Raw genomic sequence first — 24,827 nt, forward strand, 5'->3', positions numbered from 1 at the left:
TAAAGTTGAGTTTTTACTAATCAGGGTGGAACCGCGGAAATTATTTCGTCCCTAGATGTGCTACGGCATGTCTAGGGCTTTTTATATTTTAATAATTAGGAGGAAAAAACAATGGAGAAAATTTTATCTCTTGCAAAAAATAGAGGATTCGTATTTCAGGGATCTGAAATTTATGGTGGATTAGCTAACACTTGGGATTATGGTCCACTAGGTGTAGAATTAAAAAATAACGTAAAAAAAGCATGGTGGAAAAAATTCATTCAAGAATCACCTTATAACGTAGGGCTGGATGCGGCAATCTTTATGAACCCACGTACTTGGGAAGCATCAGGACACGTAGGTAACTTCAGTGATCCTATGATGGACTGTAAAGTTTGTAAATCACGTCTTCGTGCTGACAAACTTATCGAGGAATTTTATTTCAATGAAAAAAATGAGGATGTGGTAGTAGATGGTCTTCCATTCGAAGAACTAGAAGCTATTATCGACCGTGAAAACATTAAATGTCCAGAATGTGGTAGCCATGACTACACTAACATTCGTCAATTCAATCTTATGTTTAAAACTAACCAAGGTGTAGTAGAAAACTCTACGAGCCAAATTTACCTGCGTCCAGAAACAGCACAAGGTATCTTTGTAAACTTCAAAAATGTTCAACGTAGTATGCGTAAAAAATTACCATTCGGTATTGGACAAATCGGAAAATCATTCCGTAATGAAATTACACCAGGTAACTTTATCTTCCGTACTCGTGAATTCGAACAAATGGAATTAGAATTCTTCTGTGAGCCAGGAACAGAATTAGATTGGCATACTACTTGGAAAAATAACTGTGAGAAATTCTTACTAGACTTAGGTATGACTAAAGAAAATATCCGTCTTCGTGACCACGATCAAGAAGAATTATCTCACTATTCTAACGCAACTACTGACATCGAGTTCAAATTCCCGTTCGGGTGGGGAGAACTTTGGGGTATTGCTTCAAGAACAGATTACGATTTAAAACAACATATGGAACACTCAGGTCAAGATTTAACTTATCAAGATTTAAGTACAAATGAAAAATTCATTCCATACTGTATTGAACCATCAGTAGGGGTTGACCGTGTTCTTCTAGCATTCTTATGTGATGCATACAATGAGGAAGAGGTTGGAGAAAATGATACTCGTACAGTTTTAAAATTCCATCCAGCTCTTGCTCCATTTAAAGCAGCGGTACTGCCACTTTCTAAAAAATTAAGTGATAAAGCGGTAGAAGTATATCAACAATTAGCAGCGGACTTTATGGTTGATTTCGATGAAACTGGATCAATCGGTAAGAGATATAGAAGACAAGATGAAGTTGGTACTCCATTCTGTATCACTTACGACTTCGAATCAGAAAATGATGGAATGGTAACTGTTCGTGATAGAGATACAATGGAACAAACTCGTATTCCAATTGCTGAATTAAAACAATACATCGAAGAAAAAATTAAATTCTAATTGAATAAACACTCAGAACGATAGTTCTGGGTGTTTATTTGTTTTCGCTTAAATTAACTTATCAAAACAACTTAACACCACTTAAAAATAATTATAAATACTTAAATACACTTGAAAAAACTTAAATTTTGTGTTAATATAAAAATACAGATAATTACGCTCGGAGGAAACTTATGATTAAACATTTATTTTCGGATATGGATGGAACAGTTCTTAATAGTAATGGAGAAATAAGCGAAGTTAATATAGGTGCTATAAGGAAAAGTGGATTACCTTTTACTCTAGTGTCGGCACGCTCTCCGCAAAAATTGAAAAAAACAATTGATTCGTTAGAAATTGATGGTGTTCATGTATCATTTAATGGGGGATTAATTTTCGAGAAGAAAGGTAAAGATATAACAATATTGCATAGAGAACCGATTGATTTTTCATTAGCCAAGAAACTTGTGTTAGATGTAAGAAATAAATTCCCAAATACAAGTATTAGTTTATACGATGAGGTGAATTGGAATACCGATAAGAAAAATGAAGGTATCTTAGTAGAATATAAAATAGTACATGTCGATGTTAATGTTGTCGATTTTAATGAATATTTTAAAGAAGAAAAAGATATTTTTAAAGTTTCCTTTATAGAATATGATAAAGAAATCTTTGATGAAATTGCAGATTATATAGAAAAAGAATTTTCTAAAGAGGAATTAACAATCCAAAGATCGCTTAGTGGATATTTAGAAATCACGCATTTAAATGCTAAAAAATCAAAAGGTATAGAATATATTAGTAAACTTGAAAATCTAAATAAAAATGAATTAGCGGCATTTGGTGATGGTCAAAATGATATTCCGATGTTTGAAACTGTAGGTTACTCAGTTGTTATGGATAATGCTACTGATGATGTGAAAAAGTATGCTGATTATGTTACAAAATCAAACAATGAAGATGGTGTAGCTTATGCTATTAAAAATTTTGTCAAAAAGATATAAGGTGAAAAAATGTATCAAGCACAGAGATTAGAAAAAATACTAGAATTACTAAATAAAAAAGGACAGGTATCTGCTAAGGAAGTAGTGGAATACTTAGGAGTATCGAGGGATACTATAAGACGTGATTTTCAAATTTTAGGTGAACGCCAAGATGTCCAAAGAACTCATGGTGGATTAATATTACCTAAAGATAGAGCCAATATAAGTTCGTATAAAGAAAGACTGAGAGAATTAACGCCTTCTAAGGCGCAGATAGCGTTAAAAGCGCAAAGATTGTTGAAAGAAGAAGGGGTATATTTCGTAGATGCTTCAACAATTACAACTAAAATCGTGGAAGATTTACCTAGGAATACAAAACTTTATTCTCATTCTTTAGATGTAGCAATTACTGTAAGTGAGAAAGAAAATGTTGATTTTCATCTATTAGGTGGAGAATTTTATAAGAAACAAAGATTTTATTATGGTAGAGATATTGATATCTTAAAATCTATTAGTTTCGATATAGTATTTACGGGTGCGGCTGGTATTAAGGAAGGTTTAATAACATTAGATGATTATGAAGATGTAGTTGTAAAAAAATTAGCGTTAGAAAATGCGAAAATTAAAGTCCTAGTTGCAGAAATATCAAAATTTGATAAAGATGCAAATTTTATACTCGATAAAATAAGTAATTTTGATTATTTTATTACCGATAAAAAACCATCAGATGAAATTATGGAGTTATTAGGTAAAGATATTCAAATAATATATTAACTATGTCCTTATAAATTTATTTTTAATTATTATGACGTGTATGAAATTAATTTATTAGGAAAATATCGGAATCAACTTTTATGGATTTAAGAGTTGGTTCTTTTTCTATGTATAAGATCAGAAAAGTTAAGAAGTGGACAGGTGATATTATTATGTTTGATATTTCAAGGGAATAAAAAGTCTGTTTTTTATCATTAAAATTGAGCTAATTATAAAAAATATTGAGAAAAGTTCCTGATTTACATTTAAAAAAATAAATTTATTTTAAAACATCCGATTTCCCTTGTGTTTATACTTGATTAATATTTAAACTAGTAGTATAATTTGAAGAGTAGACGTACGATGTTTTCAAAAATAAGAAAATAAAAACTAAAAAACGTACATTTAAATAAAAAAAGGAGCTTAAAGTATGAAAGTTGCGGTGATTATGGGTTCGAAGTCGGATTATACAACGATGGAAGAAACTTGTAAGTTATTAGAAGAATTCGAAATTCCTTTTGATAAAAAAGTAGTAAGTGCTCATAGAACGCCTGATTTATTAGTTGAATTCTCAAAAAATGCGAGAAGTAATGGATATTCTTTAATTATAGCGGCGGCGGGAGGAGCAGCACATCTTCCAGGTATGGTTGCTTCTATGACGACATTACCAGTGATTGGTGTTCCGATTAAATCAAGTGTTCTTAGTGGAGTCGATTCATTGTATTCGATAGTTCAAATGCCTGCAGGTGTCCCGGTCTTAACTATGGCAATAGGTGTAGCTGGTGCAAAAAATGCTGCTATTAGTGCTTTATCAATACTAGGAATTACTAATGAAAAGTATGCTGATAAATACGAACAATTCAAAAAAGAACAAGAAAGAATAGTATTGGAAGAGATGAAACTATGATTAAGACAATTTTACCAGGAAAAACTATTGGAATAATTGGTGGTGGTCAATTAGGAAGAATGCTCGCTATGAGTGCTAAGGAGATGGGGTATAAAATTGCTGTTCTGGATCCTAGTGACAGCTGTTGTGCCAAAATTTTTAGCGATGTCTTTATTCAAGCGGAGTACAATGATTTCGCAAGTGTTGAAAAGTTATGTTCAATGTGTGATGTCATTACTTTTGAATTTGAGAATATTGATGCCGCTTCTTTAGAAAAATTAGAGAAAAGGTATAACATTGTCCAAAGTGCAGAAGTGTTAAGAACTACTCAGCATAGATATTTTGAAAAAGAATTTGCTAGAAAACTAGATATTCCAACAGTAGATTATATATATATTGAAGATGATACTAATGTAGAAATAACAAAACCATATTTAATGAAAACTGTACGTTTTGGTTATGATGGAAAAGGTCAGAAAAAGATAAATTCTAGTGAAGAAGTAGAACCACATACTTTATTAGAAGAGTTCGTTAAACTTGATAAAGAAATCTCGGTAGTTGCGGTGAAAGATAAAGATGAGGTAAATATCGTCGCAGTAGTAGAAAATGAACATAGAAATAATATCTTGTATCGTTCGAAAGTACCTACTACAGCAACTAAAGAACAAGAAGATTTAGCTATAGAATATACGAAACGAATTCTTAGTAATTTTGACTATTATGGAGTACTTACTGTTGAGTTCTTTATAAGTGAAGGTAAGGTGATTTTTAATGAAATAGCACCACGAGTTCACAATTCAGGTCATATAACGATGCAGAGTGCAACGAAGAGTCAATTTAGAGCTCATATTGAAGCTATATGCGGTTTGAAAGTCGGTAAGATAGAGAATAAAGAAACGACACTTTATAACATACTTGGTCAAGATTTAGAGTATTTTATAGATGTATATAAAAACAAAGGTGGTTACTTACACTTATATGAAAAAGAACCGCGCCAAGATAGAAAAATAGGACATATTAATTTTTACGGTGATGTAAATTTAGGAGGAGAACATGACTAATAAACGAATTTTTGTAAAAAAACGCAATGGATATAATAAGGAAGAATTACAGCTAAGAGATAACTTAAACTTAGAATTTAATCTAGGACTTGACTCTGTAGAGTTGTATGTAATTTATGACGTCTTTAACATTGATGAAGAAACTTATGAACTAGCTAAAACTTCTGTGTTTTCTGAGATTGTTGTTGATGAAGTATTTGAAGATGTTGAGCTTAATGACGGGAAGTATTTCGCTTATGAAGTCCTACCTGCTCAATATGATCAAAGAGCTGACAGCGCAAAAGAAAGCATAAGATTGCTTAACTCAAAAAGTAAAGCAACTGTACGAAGTGGTAAGCTAGTTCTTTTTAATAAACAATTAACAGATGAACAACTAGAACTTGTAGAAAGCTACTTAGTAAATCCTATTGAAGCTCGTAAAAAAGATTTATCAATTCTTGACTTTACACTAGATTCTACTCCAAAACCACTAAAAGATTTAGCTGGATTCTTAGAGTTTGACAAAGATGCGTTACTTGGACTTAAAAAAGAATTTTCTCTAGCGATGAATATTGAAGACTTAGTGTTTATTCAAGATTATTTCAAAAAAGAAGGTCGCGTACCAACTGAAACTGAAATCTATGTACTTGACTGTTACTGGAGTGATCACTGCCGACACACTACATTTGAAACTGTGTTAGATGAAGTTAAAATTGAGTCAGAACTTTTCCAAAAAGAGATGCAAGATGCATTTGATTATTATTTAAACGTTCGTAGTGAACTTGATCGTAATGATAAACCTATCACGCTTATGGATATGGCGAGTATTATCGGGAAATATCATGTGAAAGTATTAAAAGATGAAAATATTGAAGTAAGTGAAGAAATTAATGCATGTTCATTCTTTACTACTATAGAGAATAATGGTGAAAAAGAACGTTGGTTAATCCAATTCAAAAATGAAACTCATAACCACCCAAGTGAAATCGAACCATTCGGGGGAGCTAGTACTTGTATAGGGGGAGCTATTAGAGACCCACTATCAGGACGTAGTTACGTATATCAAGCTATGCGTATTTCAGGAAGTGGTAATGTATTACAAAAACGTGAAGATACTTTAAAACATAAACTTCCTCAAATAGATATAGCTAAAGGAACTGCACACGGTAACTCATCTTATGGTAACCAAATAGGTCTTGCGACTACTTTTGTTCGTGAATTATATGATGATAGTTATGTAGCTAAACATATGGAAGTTGGAGCTGTAGTCGGAGCTGTTAAGGACGGAGATTATAAACGTGAAACTCTTGTCGATGGTGATATAGTTGTAATGATAGGTGGTAGAACTGGTCGTGATGGTATTCAAGGTGCGAGTGGTTCAAGTGTAGAACATACTAATGATTCATTAAATACTATGTCTAGCCAAGTTCAAAAAGGTAATGCTCCAGAAGAACGCAAGTTACAACGTTTATTTAGAAAACCAGAAGTTACACGACTTGTTAAAAAATGTAATGACTTCGGTGCTGGTGGTGTTTGTGTAGCTATCGGTGAACTTTCTGACGGTATTGAAATTCACTTAGAAAAAGTTCTTACTAAATATCAAGGTTTAAATGCGACAGAATTAGCTACGAGTGAATCTCAAGAACGTATGGCTGTAGCTATTGATAAAAAAGACTACGAAGCGTTTGTTCGTGAATGTGAGAAAGAAAATATTGAATATGCCCATGTTGCAAATGTAACTAATAGACGTCGCTTAGAGATGTATTACAACGATGTGAAAGTTGTTGATATGAGTGCTGATTTCTTAGAAACAAGTGGTGTTCGTCAAAGATCATCAGTAACGATGAAAGATAATACTGCAGCTAATCCATTCTTAAATAAAGAAGTTACTCGCGAAAATATCTTAAGTGAATTAGGTGAGTTAAATGTAACTTGTCAAAAAGGTCTTGCTCAAAAATTTGACTCTTCAATTGGTGTTACTACAGTACTTATGCCTTTTGCTGGTAAACATAAACTTACACCGATTCAAGCAAGTGTTCAAGCCTTACCAACATTACATAAAACTAGTGATACAGCGACAATATTAACTTATGGATTTATTCCAAAAATTTCGTACTACTCACCATTCCTATCGTCTATTTATGCCGTGTTAGAATCAGTAGCAAAAGTATACGCGGTAGGTGGAAATAAAGATAGCTTATACTTCTCATTCCAAGAATACTTCGAAAAATTAGGAACTGATAGTACTAAATGGGGTAAAGTTACTCAAAGTTTATTAGGAAGTATTTATGCTCAAAAAGAAATTGGTAGACCAAGTATCGGTGGTAAGGATAGTATGTCAGGAACTTTCAATGACTTAAATGTAGTTGAAACATTAATTTCATTTGCTTGTACACCTGTAAAAATAGCTGATGTAATAACTCCAGAATTAAAACAAGTTGGCAATAAATTATACTATGTTCCTGTAGAAAAAGATGAAAAAGGATATCCAGACATTAAGAAAACTTTAGAAAATTACGAACTTGTTCATAAGTATATTAAAGAAGGTAAGATAGTATCTGCATATGTACAAGAAGAAGGAAGCATAGCTGCTTCATTAGTGAAAATGTCACTAGGTAATGATCTTGGTTTTGAAGTTGAAAAAGAAAACATTCTTAACTTTGATCCAGCGTCTCTTGTAGTAGAAGCGACGGTTGAACTACCGTTTGAAAAACTAGGAAAAGTTAGTGAAAGAATAATAATTAATAATGAAGTGTTTATGCATAAAGATATTTACGAAGCATACACAAAAACATTAAATAAAGTTTATCCATTATATCAAAATGAAGATAAAGGTAATGTTGAAAATCTTCATACAGAATATAAAGAGAAAAAATATTATCCAGAATATGTAGAAGATGTAAAAGTAGTTATCCCAGTATTCCCAGGTACAAACTGTGAGTATGATAGTGAAAAAGCATTTATAGAAGCTGGTGCTACACCAATTACAGTAGTTATTAGAAATACTCGCGAAAATGATATTGAACAATCGATAGAAGAGTTCACTAAAGCTATCGAACAGTCTCATATAATTATGTTCCCAGGAGGATTCTCGAGTGGAGATGAACCAGATGGAAGTGCTAAATACATTGTAAACTTCTTAAAAAATGAAAAAGTTAAAGATGCAATTCATAAACACCTTGCTCAGAAAAAATTAATCTTAGGTGTGTGTAACGGATTCCAAGCATTGCTTAAATCAGGATTGCTACCTTATGGAGAGGTTAGAGAGTTGGAAGAAGACGATCTAACACTATACAGAAATGATAGTTATGAGCATATTTCAACTACAGCCTTTACTCGTGTAGCTAATACAAACTCGCCTTGGTTACAAGATTTTAACATTGGTGATCAACATGAAGTAGTGTTCAGTCATGGTGAAGGTAAAGTAGTAGGACTTAATATTAACAAATTTAAACATCTTGTAGCTTTCCAATATAGTGATTTCGATGGTAATGCTACATTAAATGGTCGCTTCAATCCTAACGGATCTGTTCTAGCTACAGAGGGATTAGTTAGTGAAGATGGACTTATCCTAGGAAAAATGGGACACAGCGAAAGATACGGAGCTACATTATATAAAACAAATACAATAAAAGTAAAACAAGATATATTCAAAAATGGAGTGAATTACTTCAAAGGGGGAAAAAAATAATGAAACTTTTATACGAAGGAAAAGCTAAACAACTGTTCGAATGTGAAAATAATGATGAAATATATGTGCATTATAAAAATAGTGCTACTGCCTTCAACGGTGTAAAAAAAGAAGAGTTTGAAGGAAAAGGAGTATTCAATAATACAATTACTTCATTAATCTTCGAATACTTAGAAAAACAAGGTGTAAAAACACACTTTATTAGAAAAGTTAATGAAACAGACCAAATTTGTAAACACGTAACTATAGTACCTTTAGAAGTAATTGTACGTAATATAGTAGCAGGGTCTATGGCGAAAAAATATGGACTTGAAGAAGGGAAAAAATTAAAAAAACCAGTCTTTGAGTTAAGTTATAAAAATGACGAACTAAATGATCCACTAATTAATAATGATCATGCGGTGGCATTAGAAATCGTTACAGAAGAAGAGTTAGAAAATATCAGAAATCAAGCTTTAAAAATCAACGAACTATTACAAAAATTGTACTTAGCTGCAAACTTAGTACTAGTCGATTTCAAAATTGAATTCGGAAAAACTAAAGATGGTGAAATTATCTTAGCTGATGAGATTTCTCCAGATACATGTCGTCTTTGGGATAAAGATACAAATGAAAAATTAGATAAAGACAGATTTAGAAGAGATTTAGGGTCAGTAATGGAAGCTTATGAAGAAGTTTTAAGGAGATTAAAAAATGCGTAGTCTTAATGAAGAATGTGGAGTATTTGGTATTTGGGGACATCCTGAAGCAAGTAATGTGACGTACTTTGGTTTACATAGTTTACAACATAGGGGGCAAGAAGGAGCTGGAATAGTTTCTAAAGAAGGTACTAAACTAAGAGGACATCGTGACCTTGGTTTGGTTTCTGAGGTGTTTCGTGATAAAGAAAAACTGGAAAGACTAGTTGGAGAAAGTGCTATTGGTCATGTTAGATATGCGACTAGTGGAAGCAATAGTATTCAAAATATTCAACCATTTTTATTTCATTTCTACGATATGAGTGTTGGTATTTGTCACAATGGTAATTTGATTAATGCTAAAACTCTAAAAAAAGAATTAGAAGAGCAAGGTGCAATATTCCATTCTTCTTCAGATACGGAAGTACTTATTCATCTTATTAGAAGAAGTAAAAAAGAAACTTTTAAAGAACAGCTTAAAGAAAGTTTAAATATTATAAAAGGTGGATTTACATATCTAGTGTTAACTGAAAAAACTCTTTACGGTGCGGTAGATCCAAATAGTTTTAGACCTTTAGCGATAGGTAAGATGAAAAATGGAGCGTACGTTGCTGCGAGTGAAACTTGTGCACTAGATGTAGTCGGTGCTGAGTTTGTGTGTAATGTAGGTGCGGGAGAGTTAGTTACTATTAATGATAAAGGTATTAGAATTGAAAAATATACTGAAAATACACAAGTAGCTATAGCTGCGATGGAGTACGTATATTTTGCTAGACCAGACTCTAACATTGCTGGTATTAACGTACATAGTGCTAGAAAAAGAACAGGTCGTGCTCTTGCTAAAGAACAACCTACACCAGATGCTGATATGGTAATTGGGGTTCCTAACTCATCTTTATCAGCTGCTAGTGGTTATGCAGAAGAAAGTGGACTTCCATATGAAATGGGACTAATTAAGAATCAATATGTAGCTCGTACATTTATTCAACCTACGCAGGAACTTCGTGAGCAAGGTGTAAGGATGAAACTATCTGCGGTTAGAGGTGTAGTTCAAGGTAAGAGTATTGTCTTAGTCGATGATTCGATTGTACGAGGAACTACTAGTAAGAGAATAGTTCAATTGCTAAAAGAAGCGGGAGCAAGAGAAGTACATGTAAGAATTGCTTGTCCACCACTTATGTTCCCAAGTTTTTATGGAATAGATATATCTACTACAGAAGAACTTATTTCGGCAAACAAAACAAATGAAGAAATATGTGAAATTATTGGAGCAGATTCACTTGGTTTTTTAAGTGAACAAGGATTGATAGATTCTATTGGTTTAAATTATGATGCTCCTTATACAGGACTATGTATGGAGTGTTATAACGGAGATTATTCAGCGGGTCTATATGACTATGAAGAAAGCTACGTTAATTCAATGACAGATATTCAAAAACAATTTCTAAAAGAGAGAGGTAGAATGTAATGAGTAAAAAGTATGAAGAAAGTGGTGTAAGCCTACAAGCAGGTTATGAAAGTGTAGAACGTATTAAAAAACACGTAGCTCGTACAAAAAACTTAGGAATGATGTCTGCTATTGGTGGTTTTGGGGGAGCGTTCGACCTTAGTAGTTATAACTTTAAAAATCCAGTATTAGTTAGTGGAACTGACGGTGTCGGAACTAAATTAAAACTTGCATTCGAATTAGATATTCATAATACTATAGGTATCGATGTTGTAGCGATGTGTGCCAACGATATACTAGCTCAAGGTGCTATTCCATTATTTTTCCTAGATTATCTAGCAGTAGGTAAAAACTACCCTGAACAAGTAGAAGCAATAGTTGAAGGTGTTGCTGAAGGTTGTGTTCAAGCAGGATGTGCGATAGTCGGTGGAGAGACTGCTGAGATGGCAGGGTTTTATGAGGACGGAGAATATGATATTGCTGGATTCTGTGTAGGAGCTCAGGAGAAAGAACTATTACTAAGTACAGAAAACACAAAAGCAGGTCAAGTAGTAATTGGACTTCCATCAAGTGGCGTACATTCTAATGGCTTCTCTTTAGTAAGAAAAATTTTGAAAGATAATAATATTAGTCTAAATGAAGAATTTAATGGAAGTACAATAGGAAAAACATTATTAACACCTACTAAAATCTATGTAAAAGAAGTACTAAAAGTTTTAGAAGAGGTAAAAGTAGCAGGAATAGCTCATATTACTGGAGGAGGATTCCATGAGAATTTACCTCGTGCTCTTAAAGATGGTTTAGGTATGAAAATTGATAAAGGTTCATATGTAGTACCAGAAGTATTCAAGTATCTACAAGAAAAAGGTAAGATTGATGAGGAAGAAATGTATCATATCTTCAATATGGGTGTAGGTATGGTATTAATAGTAAACAAGGAAGACGTAGATAAAACTTTATTATTAATTGATAATGCGTTTGTTCTTGGAGAAGTAACAGATGAAAGTGGAATAAAAATAGTATGAAGAAAGTAGCGATATTTGCATCAGGAACAGGAAGTAATTTTGAGAAAATTGCTGATGATGAAAGATTAAAAGATAAAATTTCAATCGAGCTTTTAGTATGTGATAGAAAAAATGCAGCGGTAATAAGAAAAGCACATGATAGAAATATTAAAGTATTTATATTCTCTGCAAAAGATTTTGAGTCAAAAGAAGCATATGAAAGTGTAATATTAGAAAAAGTTAAAGATTTAGACTATATATTTTTGGCAGGATATATGAGAATTATTTCACCATTTTTCTTAGAAAGATATAAAAAAACTATTCTTAATCTTCACCCATCTCTTTTACCGAAATTTAAAGGGAAAGATGCTATCGAACAAGCTTTTAATGCAGGCGAAAAAGAAATAGGAATTAGTATTCATTATGTAAATGAAGAACTTGATGGTGGAGAAGTAATCGCTCAAAGATCATTTAAAGTTTTAGATGGAGATACTTTAGAAACTGTTACTGAAAAAGTACATAAACTAGAACATAAATTATATCCAGAAGTAATATTGAAGTTAGTTGAGGAGGCACTATGACGAAAAGAGCATTAATAAGTGTAAGTGATAAAACAAATATTGTAGAATTTGCAAAAGGTTTAGAAAAACATGGTTTCGAAGTTATTAGTACAGGTGGAACTTATACTCATTTGAAAAATAACGGAGTAAGTTGTATTAGTATTGAGGACGTTACACATTTTCCAGAAATTTTAGAAGGACGTGTAAAAACTTTACATCCTAAAATTCATGGAGGTCTATTATCAAAACGTGGTAATGAACTTCATAATAAACATGTAGCTGAAAATAATATTGAATATATTGACTTAGTTTGTGTAAACTTATATCCATTTGAAGCTACTGTAAAAAAAGAAGGAGTTAGTGAAGAGGAAATTATCGAAAATATTGATATCGGTGGTCCTAGTATGCTAAGAAGTGCTGCTAAAAACTTTAATGATGTAGCAGTAGTTACTGATATTAATGACTATGAAAAAGTTCTAGAAGAGCTTGAAAAAGGTGGAATAACGTATGAAACACGTCGTGCTTTAGCGATTAAAGTATTTAATACTACTGCAAGTTACGATGCTGCAATTGCGAATTACTTTAATAAAAAAGATAATTTAGTACCTGAAAAATTAACATTATCTTACAAACTTCAAGATAGTCTTCGTTATGGGGAAAACCCTCATCAAAAAGCATATCACTACGTACAAGATAATAATGAAAGCTATGCTTTACAAAATGCTGTGCAACTTCATGGTAAGGAAATGTCATACAATAATATTCAAGATGCATCTGCAGCACTGGATATTCTTGCAGAGTTTGATGAAACTACATGTGTTGCTGTTAAACATATGAATCCATGTGGTGTAGCGACAGGGAATTCTGTATTTGAAGCATATAGTCGTGCATATGAAGCGGATCCTGTATCAATTTTTGGAGGAATCGTTGCAGTAAATGGAAAAGTAGATAAGGAAACTGCTGAAAAAATGCACAGTATCTTTTTAGAAATTATACTAGCAACAGATTATGAAGAAGAAGCGTTAGAGATACTAACTAAAAAGAAAAATCTACGTATCTACAAACTATCAGAAAAAAATAATAATCATGAACAACAAATTAAAAGTGTTCGTGGTGGAATCTTAGTACAAGATTTTAACGATCAACTTGCTGATGAATATGAAGGTGTAACTGAGAAAAAAGTTGATGAAAATCAACAAAGAGATATTGAATTTGGTTTAAAAGTAGTAAAACATGTTAAATCAAACGCAATAGTAGTAGTAAAAAATGGACAAACACTAGGAATAGGTGCTGGTCAAATGAATAGAGTAGGTTCATGTAAAATAGCTTTAGAACAAGCAGGGGAAAAAGCAAGAGGTGCAGTGCTAGCTTCTGATGCATTCTTCCCGATGAGAGATAGTGCTGATATTGCAGCTGATTATGGTATAGCTGTGATAGTGCAACCAGGAGGATCTATACGAGATCAAGAAAGTATAGATGCATGTAATGAGAAAGGTGTGGCGATGGTCTTCAGTAAAATACGTCACTTTAAACACTAATATGGCTAAAGTATTAGTAGTAGGAAGCGGCGGTAGAGAGCACGCTATCGCTTATAAATTCCATAAAGAAGGTCACGAAGTACATATGGCAGGAATTAACCCTGCAGTTGAAGAATTTGGAGTATGCGTAGTATTAACAGAAGACCAAATACCAAGCTACGCAAAAACAAATGGTATCGATCTTGTATTCGTTGGACCTGAAGTGCCATTAGTTAATGGTTTAGTAGATGAGCTTCAAAAAGAAGGTATCCGTGCCTTCGGACCATCTAAGCTTGCAGCACAACTAGAAGGAAGTAAAGTATTTTCGAAAATGATGATGAGAAAATACAATATTCCGACTGCAAAATATGAAAGTTTCAATGATTATGAACAGGCAAAAGAGTACTTAAGCAAGCAAAAAGCACCTATTGTACTTAAAGCAGACGGACTAGCAGCAGGTAAGGGTGTAATAATAGCAAATACGCTAGAAGAAGCACAGTCTGAACTTAAAGAAATGATGTGTAATGCAAAATTTAATAAAGCTGGATCTAGCGTTGTTATTGAAGAATTTTTACAAGGTGAAGAATTCTCGCTTATGTGCTTTGTTTCTGATAAAAAAGTTTATCCAATGGAAATTGCTCAAGATCACAAACGAGCATTTGATAATGATGAAGGTTTAAATACTGGAGGTATGGGAGCATATCTACCACTTAAGAAAATTACTCAAGATGACATTGATGAAGGTGTTAGAAATGTAGTTCAACCTATGGTCGATGCTATGAGTGATGAAGGAATGCCATTTTACGGTATACTATATGCTGGTCTTATGAAATGTCATGATGGCGTAAAAACTATCGAATTTAATGTTCGTTTTGGAGATCCAGAAAGTGAAATATTACTTCTATCATTAGAAAGTGATTTATATGAAATAGCAAACAATATTATAGATGGCAAAGAAGTAGAGTTAAAATGGAGTGAAGATGCTTTTATCGGTGTTGTAATGGCAGCGAAAGGATATCCTGAACACAGTGAAAAAGGTGCTGTTATAAATGGATTAGATAAAGTAACTACACCAGTATTCCATATGGGGACTAAGCGTATTGGTGATGATATAGTAATTAATGGTGGTCGTGTATTATTAGTTTGCGCTAGTGGAAAGACCTTGCAAGAAGCATATAAAAAAGTGTATAATGAAATAGTAAAAATAGAATGTGAAGAACTATTTTACAGAAAAGACATCGGTCATTTATCTTTATAGTATTTTTAGATAAAACGATTGAAAAATAGAACATCAGGAGATTATTGCAATGATTGAAAGATATAGTAGAGAAGAAATGCGTAATATCTTTAGCGATGAAAATCGTTTTAAAGCATATTTAGAAGTAGAGCTTTATGCAACAGAAGCTTGGAGTACATTAGGTGTTGTCCCAAAAGAAGATGTTGAGAAATTATTCGCTAATGCAAAATTTGACCTACCAGGGATTTTAGAATTAGAAAAAGAAACAAAACATGATATAGTAGCATTTACACGTAACGTTTCGAGTTACTTAGGTGATGAGAAAAAGTGGGTGCACTATGGATTAACATCTACTGATGTTGTTGATACTGCTTATGGATATTTATATAAACAAGCTAACGATATACTTTACAGAGATTTATTAAATTTTCAAGAAGTATTAAAAGAAAAAGCATTACAATATAAATTCACACCTTGTATCGGACGTACTCACGGAGTGCACGCTGATATTAGTAGTTTTGGATTGAAATTTGCTCTATATTATGATGAATTTAATCGTCATATCAAACGTTTCAATGAAGTAAGAAAAATTATCGAAGTTGGGAAAATATCTGGTGCGGTAGGTACATTCTCAAATACTCCACCAGAAGTACAAGACTATGTTTGTGCTAAATTAGGAATTGAATCAAGTAACATTTCAACACAAACTCTTCAACGTGATAGACATGCTGATTACTATGCAACTTTAGCATTAATCGCAAGTTCAATCGAAAAAATTGGGGTGGAAATTCGTCACCTACAACGTACAGAAGTAAGAGAAGCAGAAGAATTCTTCTCGAAAAATCAAAAAGGTTCAAGTGCAATGCCTCATAAACGTAATCCGATTTCAAGTGAAAACATGGCAGGATGTGCTAGAATCATGCGTGGATATATGTTTGCAGCTTATGAAAATATTCCGCTATGGCATGAACGTGATATTTCTCACTCAAGTGCGGAAAGAATCTTAAGTAGTGACGCAACGACATTATTAGATTATATGTTAAATAGATTTACTAATGTTGTGAAAAATCTAACAGTATTTACTGATAACATGATTAAAAATATTTATGCAACTAATGGTGTAATCTTCGCTCAAAGAACTATGAGTAATCTTATTGAAAAATACTCATTCTCACGTGAAGAAGCGTACGATTTAGTACAACCATTAGCGATGAAATCATGGTTCGAAGGTATTCCATTTAGAGAACTTCTAGAAGAAAATGAAACTATAAAAAATACAGTTTCTAAAGACGTATTAGATAGTTGTTTCGATCTAAATGTACACCTTGTAAATATTGATAAAATATACAAACGTATTCCAGGATTGGAAGATTAAAATAATAAAATAAAGTCCAAAGAAAAGAGGTAGATTAAATGAAGTCAGACTTTCAAATTTCAAATGAATGTGAAAAGAAACATATTGCTGAAGTAGCAGGTAAATTAGGGATAAAAGAAGAAGATTTAATATTATACGGAAATCACAAAGCAAAAATCCAAACTAAAAATATTAAAAAAGATATTAATGAAGATGCAAAACTAGTATTAGTTACATCTATTAACCCAACATCAAGTGGAGAAGGGAAAAGTACTGTAACTATCGGTTTATCTGATGGATTAAATAAAATCGGGAAAAAATCTTGTGTAGCGCTACGTGAACCATCTCTAGGTCCTGTATTAGGAAGAAAAGGTGGAGCAGCCGGTGGAGGATATGCTCAAGTAGTACCGATGGAAGACATAAACTTACATTTTACTGGAGATATGCACGCTATTACTACAGCACACAATGCAATCGCAGTATTAGTAAACAACCACGTATTCCAAGGAAACGAATTAGAAATAGATAAAATTGTCTTTAATCGTGTTATGGATATGAATGCGCGTGATTTACGTCATGTTAAAGTTAATGCAGGAACTGACCTAGAACGACTTGACGGATTCGATATTACTGTAGCTAGTGAAGTAATGGCTATCTTATGTTTATCAGAAGGTATTGCTGATCTTAAAGAAAAATTAAGTAATATCCTTGTAGCTTATAATAAAAAAGGTGAGCCAGTTTACCTAAAAGATTTGAAAATTGAAGGTGTTATAACTTCATTATTAAAAGATGCAATTAAACCGAATATTGTTCAAACGTTAGAAAATAACCCAGCGATTATTCACGGTGGACCTTTCGCAAACATTGCACACGGATGTAACTCAATATTAGCTACTAAAACAGCATTAAAATTTGCTGACTATGTAATTACAGAAGCAGGATTTGGAGCAGACTTAGGAGCTGAGAAATTCTTAAACATTAAATGTCGTAAAGCAGGTCTTAAACCAAAAGCCGCTGTAGTGGTAGCAACAGTTAAAGCATTAAAACTACACGGAGATATTGAAGAAAAAGATCTAAAAGAAGAAAACTTAGAAGCATTAGCTAAAGGTGTTCAAAACTTAGAAAAACACATCGAAAACTTACGTAAATTCAATTTACCGATAGTGGTAGCTTTAAATGTCTTTGTTACTGATACAGAAAAAGAACTATCATTCTTAGAAAACTGGGCAAAAGAACAAGGCGTAGAATTATCTCGTACAGAAGTATGGGAAAAAGGTGGTCTTGGTGGAGTAGACCTAGCAGAAAAAGTAGTAAAAGCTGTAGAAGGAAATGACAAAGAACTACAATTATTATACAAAGATGAAGCTTCAATTGCTGAAAAAATCGAAACAGTATGTCGTGAAATTTACGGGGCTGATGGAGTTAACTTATCTGATGAAGTTAAAGCTGAAATCGAAAGAATCGAAAGACTTGGATTTAAACACCTGCCGGTATGTATGGCGAAAACACCAGCTTCATTAACAGATAATGCGAAAATCAAAGGTCGTCCTACAGGCTTTAACATTACTATCAATGATATTAAATTACGTAGTGGTGCTGGATTCGTAGTAGCTTATGCGAATAAAGTACTAACAATGCCAGGACTTCCAAAAGTACCAAGTGCATTAAATATTGATATTGATGAAGAAACAGAAACAATAGTTGGAATCTTCTAATATAAAATATACGACAGATTAAAATATAGTTATAAAAAACTTGAGAATTGGTATAAACTAATTTTCGAGTTTTTTATAGTATTGATAATAGTTTTTAATGGAAACGCATAAAAGTGAACAACCCGTGAAAATATACTTTATTGTACGATTATTTCTAGTTTTTTATAAAAAATGGTTGTAAACGTCTGTATTTATGATATAATTATTAATGGAAAAAATATTTGCTTTCAGGAGGCGTAACATATGTCAATAATCGTAGTAGTAGGTTCACAATGGGGAGACGAAGGTAAAGGTAAAATTACCGACTTTTTAGCAGAGCGTGCTGATGTAATTGCTCGTTATCAAGGGGGTAACAACGCAGGACATACTATTAAGTTCGATGGAAAAACTTACAAACTTCAATTAATCCCATCTGGAATTTTTAATGAAGAAAAACTTTCAATTATCGGAAATGGTCTTGTTGTAGATCCTAAATGGATTTGTAGTGAAATCGATAGACTTAAAGAAAGTGGAGTAACTTGTAATGGTCTAAGAATCTCGAATAGAGCACACGTAGTATTACCATACCACTTAAAACTTGATGAGGTCGAAGAAGCGCGTCGTGGAGAAAACAAAATTGGTACTACTAAAAAAGGTATCGGACCGTGTTATGTAGATAAATATAAACGTTGTGGTATCCGTATTGCCGATCTATTAGATGCTGATCTATTCAAGAAAAAATTAGAACAAAATCTGAAAGAAAAAAATGAACTATTCGAAAAAATCTATGAAACTGAAGGATTCACAGTAGAAGAGATTTTCAATGAATATTTCGAATATGGAAAACAATTAGCACAATATGTTACTGATACTTCTAAAGTACTAGAAGATGCACAAAATGAAAATAAAAATATCTTATTTGAAGGTGCACAAGGGGTAATGCTAGACATCGATCACGGTACATACCCATATGTTACATCATCTAATCCATCTGCTGGTGGAATCACAGTAGGTAATGGATTCGTACCAACAAATGGTCTTAAAGTATTAGGAATTTCAAAAGCTTATACTTCTCGTGTAGGAGATGGACCATTCCCAACGGAATTATTCGATGAAATTGGTTCTAGAATTCGTGAAATCGGTAATGAGTATGGAACTGTAACCAAACGTCCACGTCGTATTGGATGGTTCGATACTGTAGTAATGCGTCACTCAGCTCGCGTATCTGGAATGACTAATCTGTCAGTAAACTGTCTAGATGTACTTTCTGGTCTTAAAGAAATTAAAATCTGTACAGCTTATGACTATAAAGGTGAAATTCTTACAGAATACCCAGCAAATGAAAATATCATTAAAGATTGTAAACCAATCTATGAAACATTACCAGGCTTTGATGAAGATATTACAGGCGTAACATCTCTGGATGAGCTTCCTGAAAATGCAAGAAAATATTTAGAAAAAATCGAAGAATTAGTAGGTGTTAAAATCTCTGTATTCTCTACAGGACCAGATAGAACTCAAACTCACTTACTAGAAGATTTATGGAATTAATATAAAAAAAATATAGATGAACTTCGAGGTGTAGAGAATTATGCCTCGAAGTTTATTTTTGTAAAAATTAGATAAAAAAAACAGAGGACACAAGGTGACGAATATGACACATAGAGTAGTTATTTTTATAGATATAAAGAGAATATATTAGAATATGACGTATTTGTCACGTAATTAAAATAAGTATTAATTTAATGGTAAAATATATTAAAAAAGACTATTTTAATAATCTTTAATTTATTTATTTATAGAAGAAAATAGGTATAAATTATTCTTAATATTAAAGTTTAGGAGATAAGGAATGAATGAGAAGAATTTGCATGGAAGTATTTTTAAAAAACTAAGAGAGGAGAGAGGATATAAGTTAAAAGATGTCGCAGGCGATGTAATCTCTACGAGAACATTAATGCGCTTTGAAGCTGATGAAACTAGTATTTCAATTGCAGTTTTTGAGAAATTATTGGAAAATTGTGGTATAGAGTTTCTAGATTATTTAGTATATTACTATGACAATGCTAACATAGAAACTTCTGAATTTTCAAAAAAAATTAATGAATATCTACAATCTGGTTCTCCATCAAAGATAGTAAATGAATGTAAAAAGGAACTAAAGAAAAAAAATATTGAACTATCAAAAAGACTAGATATTTTATCGACTATACAAGCAGTGGGTTGGAAAGAAGATAGAGAATTATTTGATAATAATAAGAGAATAATTAGGGAGATAATTGAGTCAACTAATAAATTAGGTTGGAATGAAATGTCCGGACTTAAATTTTTAATATATTCCGCTTCACGAGAAGAGTATTCAGTTGAATATATTGATAGAATTATTGAAGAGTGTTTACAAAATATTCCTGTTAGGAATTATCTGAATCAATACGTTGGTGGGGCATATTGTAATTTATTAATTTCATCATTAGCATTTTTATCAAGAAATGGTTATTATGAATTAGTTGAAAAAAGATGTAAGGAGGCAATTGAACTTTTTGATGGACAACCATTGTTAATAGAAAAAATAAATTATTATGCCGACGTAATGAGCATCTTAGCTATAGCATATTTACGCCAAAATAAAAAAGAAGGTATTGCTCTTGCTAATAAGGTTTTAAAATATAAAAACATTGTTGCGGAAATTACGGATGATGCTTATTATAAACGTTTAAGAGACATTGTTTATAAAAGTTTTAGTGAAGCAAATAAAACAGGTATTGATATTGAATTCTAGTAATATTAAGATGTTATATAATAATACTAATTACTTAGTGTAATTAAAAGATTAATTTTTATTTAATTATATTTAGAGAGGAGATAAACAGTGCAAGAGTTTAATATTCACGGAAATATTTTTAAGAGAATAAGAGAAGATAGAGGTTTAAAATTAAAAGATGTTGCAGGTGATGTAATATCAACGAGAACATTGATACGTTTTGAAGCTGATGAGACAAGTGTAACATTAGCGACGTTTGATAGATTGTTAAATAATTGTGGTATTGGATATATTGATTATTTTGGATATCTTCACAAAAATCACAAAAGTGAAACTGAAATATTATCCGAAAAATTTTTGAAATTATTATCTGAATCGAATAGATCTGGTTTAGTTACGGAGTCGATAAAATTATTAAAACGAGATGAAGTTTCTTTTGAATTAAGAGTTTTTATAGAGTTTTTCCTTTTTAAAATTAGATGGGAACGTAATTCTGAATTATTATTAGAGAATGAAAGAATAGTTAAAGAACATCTAAAAAATATAGGAAGATTCAGTCTTAATGAACTCTTAGCTTTCTTATTAATACTTAGTACTGCAACAGTAGAAGATTTTTCAATTGATTATGTGAGTAGAATAATTGAAGAGGGAATGGAGTATTTGGTTCCTGAAAACCAATATGATCAAATTCTAGGTACATATTATATTGACATACTGATAAATGGTGTTGGTTTTTTAACTAGAAATGGAGAGCTTGAGAGAGCCGAAAAATACTGTAATAAAGCTTTGAAAATACTTAATGAAAAAAGATCATTACCGTATGTAATACTCTTTATTAGACATATTAAAGGTGTATTATTGCCTAAAATATATCTTAGTCAGAATAAAGTAGAGGGTGTTGAAATGGCAAATAAATATATGAAATATTTAGAAGCAGTAATAGAGTTTGACGATTTATCTGAATATAAACTTAGTAGAGATGCGCTACATAAGGAATTTTATGAATTGAATAAGACAGGTATTAGCTTTGATTTTTAAGTTAGGTCGAGTTTATATAAAATATAGTTTGGTACTGTGATTAAATATTAAATTAAATAAATTGGGTTATATGAACAAATTTTAGTAAGTATCGATTAAAAATGAATTTATTAAAAATATAAAAATTTTGGTTATTGTGCTAAATATTATAATGTTATAGTTGTTTGTAAGGAGATAAAAATGAGCGAAAATAATATCCACGGGAAAATATTTAAAAAGCTAAGAGAAGAAAGAGGTCATAAATTAAAAGATGTGGCAAAGGGGGTAGTCTCTACAAGAACATTAATGCGTTTCGAAGCTGATGAGACTAGTATAACTTTGGCAGTTTTTGATAAATTACTTGATAATTGTGATTTGGGATATCTTGATTACTATAAATATTTTCATGAGAACTACAAAAATAAAGATGACATATTTATAGAAAAATTAATGAAATATGTAGAAGAATCAAATAAATCTAAAGTGGTTTCAGAATGTATAAAATGGTTAAAAAATGATAATGTCTCACTTACAGGAAGAGTATTAGTTGAACAGTTTTTAACTATATGTGATTGGAAACATGAAACGTCTGATTTACTGTTAGAAAATAGACAAATTATTATAGCTCACTTAAAAAATATAGGAAAGTTCGGTTGGAATGAAATAATTGCACTAAAAATTATATTGCATAAGAGTTCTTTAGAAGATTTTCCTAGAGAATTTGTAAATAGAATAATCGAAGATTGTATTAATAATATTGTATATAAAAATTGTTACGATGAAATTTTTGATGTTCAGTATTCAGAGATTATAGCATCTTGTACTTTATTTTTATTGAAAAATAAATTTTATAGTGATGCCGAAAAACATTGTAAAAAGGCAATAGAAATCCATAGAAAATCTATAGGAGTATATGCACCTATATATGCAAGGGCTATGAAGGTTATGTTAACTAAAACATATTTAGCTCAAAATAAAATAGAGGGTGTAAAAATGGCTAATGCTTATATGAAATATCTAGATTGTGTAATTGAATACGAAGGTGATGATTCTTTAAAAAATCTAAGGGATAAAAGGTATATAGAGTTTAATGAATTAAATAAAACAGGTGTTGAATTTGATTTTTAATCCTATAGGCATTTAATAATAATTTAAAGAGATTAGTTAAAAATAATATCAAACTAATCTCTTTTCTTTGTTTAAAGTATAAATGTCACGATATTACACGACATATCTGTCATAAAATTCAAAAATGATATAAAAATAGTATTGTATTTTTCAAGAATGTGACAGATTAATACTAAAATATGTAAATCAATATTTGATATGGTAAAATTATGTTAAATAAATATAGTTGTATATTTATTACTTAAATACTTAGATGAAGGAAAGTATTTATGAAAAAAAAAGAAATAGATGTTTTCTTTATTTAAAAAACATGAATATATATCATATCCTTGACATTTTTTTGATTTCACACGACAGATTTGTCATTAATTCTTTTAATATGAATACCAAAAATATATAAATAGTGCATAATATGACAATTTCTTCGCAAAATACGTAAACTAAAGAAAACTATGGTAAAATATACGTATAAAGAAATTAAGGAGGAATGTTTTATTATCTGAAGTATATTATTATTAATTAGCATCTGAATTTTTAAAATTATTAACTATCTTGAAACAAAAATAACTTTTAGTGTATTGGCGTACAGACTGTTAAAAAATAAGCAGTCATTTTAAATTATTAAATGTTTCGGTAAGAAATAATTTTAAGATGAAGAAGCTATGAATAATAGTTACACGAAATTAAGAAAAGGTTTAATTAAAAAAGTATTTAGTTTTGAAAATAGTAAGAAATTATTAACTCACGTTTTCGCATGACAAATAGTATTATTAATTTTCAAATTTAATACGTTTTTTAATGAAAGTTTAGAAGTTTATATGGTATTTATATAAAAGGGTTAAAACAACGCAACAAAATAGAAAAGGTTTATGATATAAAAAGACTGAAATATATCAGTCTACAGAAGGTTAGACAGAAAACTAACACGATGTAGCTTGATGGAAACAGTCTTTTTTTATAAGAAAAAAAGTGTATTTTTTTAAATAATTATGATAAAAATATAGTTGAATCGTAGGAAAATAGTAGAATTTTAAAATAGGTTAATTATATTATTAAAATAAATAGTGACACAGTAGTCACTTTTAGTGAAATATTCAGAGGATTTCATTGTAAAGTGACAATTTTTACACTAGGTAATAATTTATGTAAAATGAATGCTATAATAGTGAATGTCTATAAGAGTCCGTACTTATAATTATTCACTAGAAATAGATATTCAATTAGCACTTTTGGTTGTTTTTTCGTTAATTTGAATATTCTAGGGAGAATGAAATCTAGTTAGTAATATCCAATTAGAGAAGAAAGTTTAAGTTTATAAAATAAATGTATTATTTTGTTAGCTAAGAGTATAATTATTAATTGAAAAAGTTGTCAAGTATAGTTATACTTTAACAAAATTGGAGAAAAACCGTATTATGTACCTAAATATAATTAAGAAAAAAATATAATGATGATGAGAAAAAAAGTATTAATTTTGAAGTTTATAAACTAAATAGCTAATCGGAGTATGATATAGGCGTAAAAAGAGTAACTGTGTTGTGTTGTGTTGTCAGTTACTCTTTTTTAATTTGATTTATATAAATTAATAATGTAATAAATAAGTAATTAATGTAA

The 24,827-nt window shown here is 31.1% G+C and carries 18 protein-coding genes; all 18 read left to right on the top strand.

Annotated features, from left to right (window positions below; genetic code table 11):
• The first annotated feature begins 111 nt into the window (after positions 1–111).
• The 18 genes from RWQ73_RS01215 (at position 112) to RWQ73_RS01300 (ending at position 23,213) form a co-directional block, all read left to right on the top strand.
• Positions 112–1,485 (top strand): glycine--tRNA ligase, encoded by a 1,374-nt coding sequence (locus RWQ73_RS01215; protein ID WP_314406321.1) that lies wholly within the window; start codon positions 112–114, stop codon positions 1,483–1,485.
• 173 nt (positions 1,486–1,658) lie between these two features.
• Positions 1,659–2,468, top strand: coding sequence for an HAD family hydrolase (locus RWQ73_RS01220; protein WP_314406322.1), 810 nt, complete (start codon positions 1,659–1,661; stop codon positions 2,466–2,468).
• A 9-nt stretch (positions 2,469–2,477) separates the two neighbouring features.
• Complete coding sequence (locus tag RWQ73_RS01225; RefSeq protein ID WP_314406323.1) at positions 2,478–3,221, top strand: DeoR/GlpR family DNA-binding transcription regulator; 744 nt, start codon at positions 2,478–2,480, stop codon at positions 3,219–3,221.
• 409 nt (positions 3,222–3,630) lie between these two features.
• Positions 3,631–4,107, top strand: coding sequence for a 5-(carboxyamino)imidazole ribonucleotide mutase (gene purE / locus RWQ73_RS01230; protein ID WP_314406324.1), 477 nt, complete (start codon positions 3,631–3,633; stop codon positions 4,105–4,107).
• Positions 4,104–5,147 (top strand): ATP-grasp domain-containing protein, encoded by a 1,044-nt coding sequence (locus tag RWQ73_RS01235; RefSeq protein ID WP_314406325.1) that lies wholly within the window; start codon positions 4,104–4,106, stop codon positions 5,145–5,147. The genes purE and RWQ73_RS01235 overlap by 4 nt, the downstream gene beginning before the upstream one ends.
• Positions 5,140–8,817, top strand: coding sequence for a phosphoribosylformylglycinamidine synthase (locus RWQ73_RS01240; RefSeq protein ID WP_314406326.1), 3,678 nt, complete (start codon positions 5,140–5,142; stop codon positions 8,815–8,817). The genes RWQ73_RS01235 and RWQ73_RS01240 overlap by 8 nt, the downstream gene beginning before the upstream one ends.
• Positions 8,817–9,518, top strand: coding sequence for a phosphoribosylaminoimidazolesuccinocarboxamide synthase (gene purC / locus RWQ73_RS01245; RefSeq protein WP_314406327.1), 702 nt, complete (start codon positions 8,817–8,819; stop codon positions 9,516–9,518). The genes RWQ73_RS01240 and purC overlap by 1 nt, the downstream gene beginning before the upstream one ends.
• Positions 9,511–10,962, top strand: a complete 1,452-nt coding sequence (gene purF / locus RWQ73_RS01250) for an amidophosphoribosyltransferase (protein WP_314406328.1) — start codon at positions 9,511–9,513, stop codon at positions 10,960–10,962. Before purC ends, purF begins: the two co-directional genes overlap by 8 nt.
• On the top strand, positions 10,962–11,966 hold the full coding sequence (gene purM / locus RWQ73_RS01255) for a phosphoribosylformylglycinamidine cyclo-ligase (RefSeq protein WP_314406329.1): 1,005 nt from the start codon (positions 10,962–10,964) through the stop codon (positions 11,964–11,966). Before purF ends, purM begins: the two co-directional genes overlap by 1 nt.
• On the top strand, positions 11,963–12,526 hold the full coding sequence (purN, locus tag RWQ73_RS01260) for a phosphoribosylglycinamide formyltransferase (RefSeq protein ID WP_314406331.1): 564 nt from the start codon (positions 11,963–11,965) through the stop codon (positions 12,524–12,526). The genes purM and purN overlap by 4 nt, the downstream gene beginning before the upstream one ends.
• Positions 12,523–14,043, top strand: a complete 1,521-nt coding sequence (gene purH / locus RWQ73_RS01265) for a bifunctional phosphoribosylaminoimidazolecarboxamide formyltransferase/IMP cyclohydrolase (RefSeq protein ID WP_314406332.1) — start codon at positions 12,523–12,525, stop codon at positions 14,041–14,043. Before purN ends, purH begins: the two co-directional genes overlap by 4 nt.
• Before the next feature lies 1 nt (position 14,044).
• Positions 14,045–15,280 (top strand): phosphoribosylamine--glycine ligase, encoded by a 1,236-nt coding sequence (purD, locus tag RWQ73_RS01270; RefSeq protein WP_314406376.1) that lies wholly within the window; start codon positions 14,045–14,047, stop codon positions 15,278–15,280.
• 49 nt (positions 15,281–15,329) lie between these two features.
• Positions 15,330–16,634 carry an adenylosuccinate lyase gene (purB, locus tag RWQ73_RS01275; protein ID WP_314084211.1) on the top strand — a complete coding sequence of 435 codons (1,305 nt, stop codon included), beginning with the start codon at positions 15,330–15,332 and terminating at the stop codon, positions 16,632–16,634.
• A gap of 38 nt (positions 16,635–16,672) precedes the next feature.
• Positions 16,673–18,328 (top strand): formate--tetrahydrofolate ligase, encoded by a 1,656-nt coding sequence (locus RWQ73_RS01280; RefSeq protein ID WP_314406333.1) that lies wholly within the window; start codon positions 16,673–16,675, stop codon positions 18,326–18,328.
• A gap of 243 nt (positions 18,329–18,571) precedes the next feature.
• Positions 18,572–19,858 carry an adenylosuccinate synthase gene (locus RWQ73_RS01285; protein ID WP_314084215.1) on the top strand — a complete coding sequence of 429 codons (1,287 nt, stop codon included), beginning with the start codon at positions 18,572–18,574 and terminating at the stop codon, positions 19,856–19,858.
• 301 nt (positions 19,859–20,159) lie between these two features.
• Positions 20,160–21,086 (top strand): helix-turn-helix transcriptional regulator, encoded by a 927-nt coding sequence (locus RWQ73_RS01290; protein WP_314406334.1) that lies wholly within the window; start codon positions 20,160–20,162, stop codon positions 21,084–21,086.
• A 90-nt stretch (positions 21,087–21,176) separates the two neighbouring features.
• Positions 21,177–22,106, top strand: coding sequence for a helix-turn-helix transcriptional regulator (locus RWQ73_RS01295; RefSeq protein WP_314084219.1), 930 nt, complete (start codon positions 21,177–21,179; stop codon positions 22,104–22,106).
• Between the two features lie 180 nt (positions 22,107–22,286).
• Positions 22,287–23,213, top strand: coding sequence for a helix-turn-helix transcriptional regulator (locus RWQ73_RS01300; RefSeq protein WP_314406335.1), 927 nt, complete (start codon positions 22,287–22,289; stop codon positions 23,211–23,213).
• Positions 23,214–24,827 lie beyond the last annotated feature (1,614 nt).

It is taken from the genome of uncultured Gemella sp., assembly GCF_963525875.1.
Lineage (GTDB): Bacteria > Bacillota > Bacilli > Staphylococcales > Gemellaceae > Gemella.

Coding starts and splice junctions, on each gene's coding strand:
- RWQ73_RS01215 (WP_314406321.1), top strand. CDS start 112: ATGGAGAAAATTTTATCTCTTGCAAAAAATAGAGGATTCGTATTTCAG.
- RWQ73_RS01220 (WP_314406322.1), top strand. CDS start 1,659: ATGATTAAACATTTATTTTCGGATATGGATGGAACAGTTCTTAATAGT.
- RWQ73_RS01225 (WP_314406323.1), top strand. CDS start 2,478: ATGTATCAAGCACAGAGATTAGAAAAAATACTAGAATTACTAAATAAA.
- purE (WP_314406324.1), top strand. CDS start 3,631: ATGAAAGTTGCGGTGATTATGGGTTCGAAGTCGGATTATACAACGATG.
- RWQ73_RS01235 (WP_314406325.1), top strand. CDS start 4,104: ATGATTAAGACAATTTTACCAGGAAAAACTATTGGAATAATTGGTGGT.
- RWQ73_RS01240 (WP_314406326.1), top strand. CDS start 5,140: ATGACTAATAAACGAATTTTTGTAAAAAAACGCAATGGATATAATAAG.
- purC (WP_314406327.1), top strand. CDS start 8,817: ATGAAACTTTTATACGAAGGAAAAGCTAAACAACTGTTCGAATGTGAA.
- purF (WP_314406328.1), top strand. CDS start 9,511: ATGCGTAGTCTTAATGAAGAATGTGGAGTATTTGGTATTTGGGGACAT.
- purM (WP_314406329.1), top strand. CDS start 10,962: ATGAGTAAAAAGTATGAAGAAAGTGGTGTAAGCCTACAAGCAGGTTAT.
- purN (WP_314406331.1), top strand. CDS start 11,963: ATGAAGAAAGTAGCGATATTTGCATCAGGAACAGGAAGTAATTTTGAG.
- purH (WP_314406332.1), top strand. CDS start 12,523: ATGACGAAAAGAGCATTAATAAGTGTAAGTGATAAAACAAATATTGTA.
- purD (WP_314406376.1), top strand. CDS start 14,045: ATGGCTAAAGTATTAGTAGTAGGAAGCGGCGGTAGAGAGCACGCTATC.
- purB (WP_314084211.1), top strand. CDS start 15,330: ATGATTGAAAGATATAGTAGAGAAGAAATGCGTAATATCTTTAGCGAT.
- RWQ73_RS01280 (WP_314406333.1), top strand. CDS start 16,673: ATGAAGTCAGACTTTCAAATTTCAAATGAATGTGAAAAGAAACATATT.
- RWQ73_RS01285 (WP_314084215.1), top strand. CDS start 18,572: ATGTCAATAATCGTAGTAGTAGGTTCACAATGGGGAGACGAAGGTAAA.
- RWQ73_RS01290 (WP_314406334.1), top strand. CDS start 20,160: ATGAATGAGAAGAATTTGCATGGAAGTATTTTTAAAAAACTAAGAGAG.
- RWQ73_RS01300 (WP_314406335.1), top strand. CDS start 22,287: ATGAGCGAAAATAATATCCACGGGAAAATATTTAAAAAGCTAAGAGAA.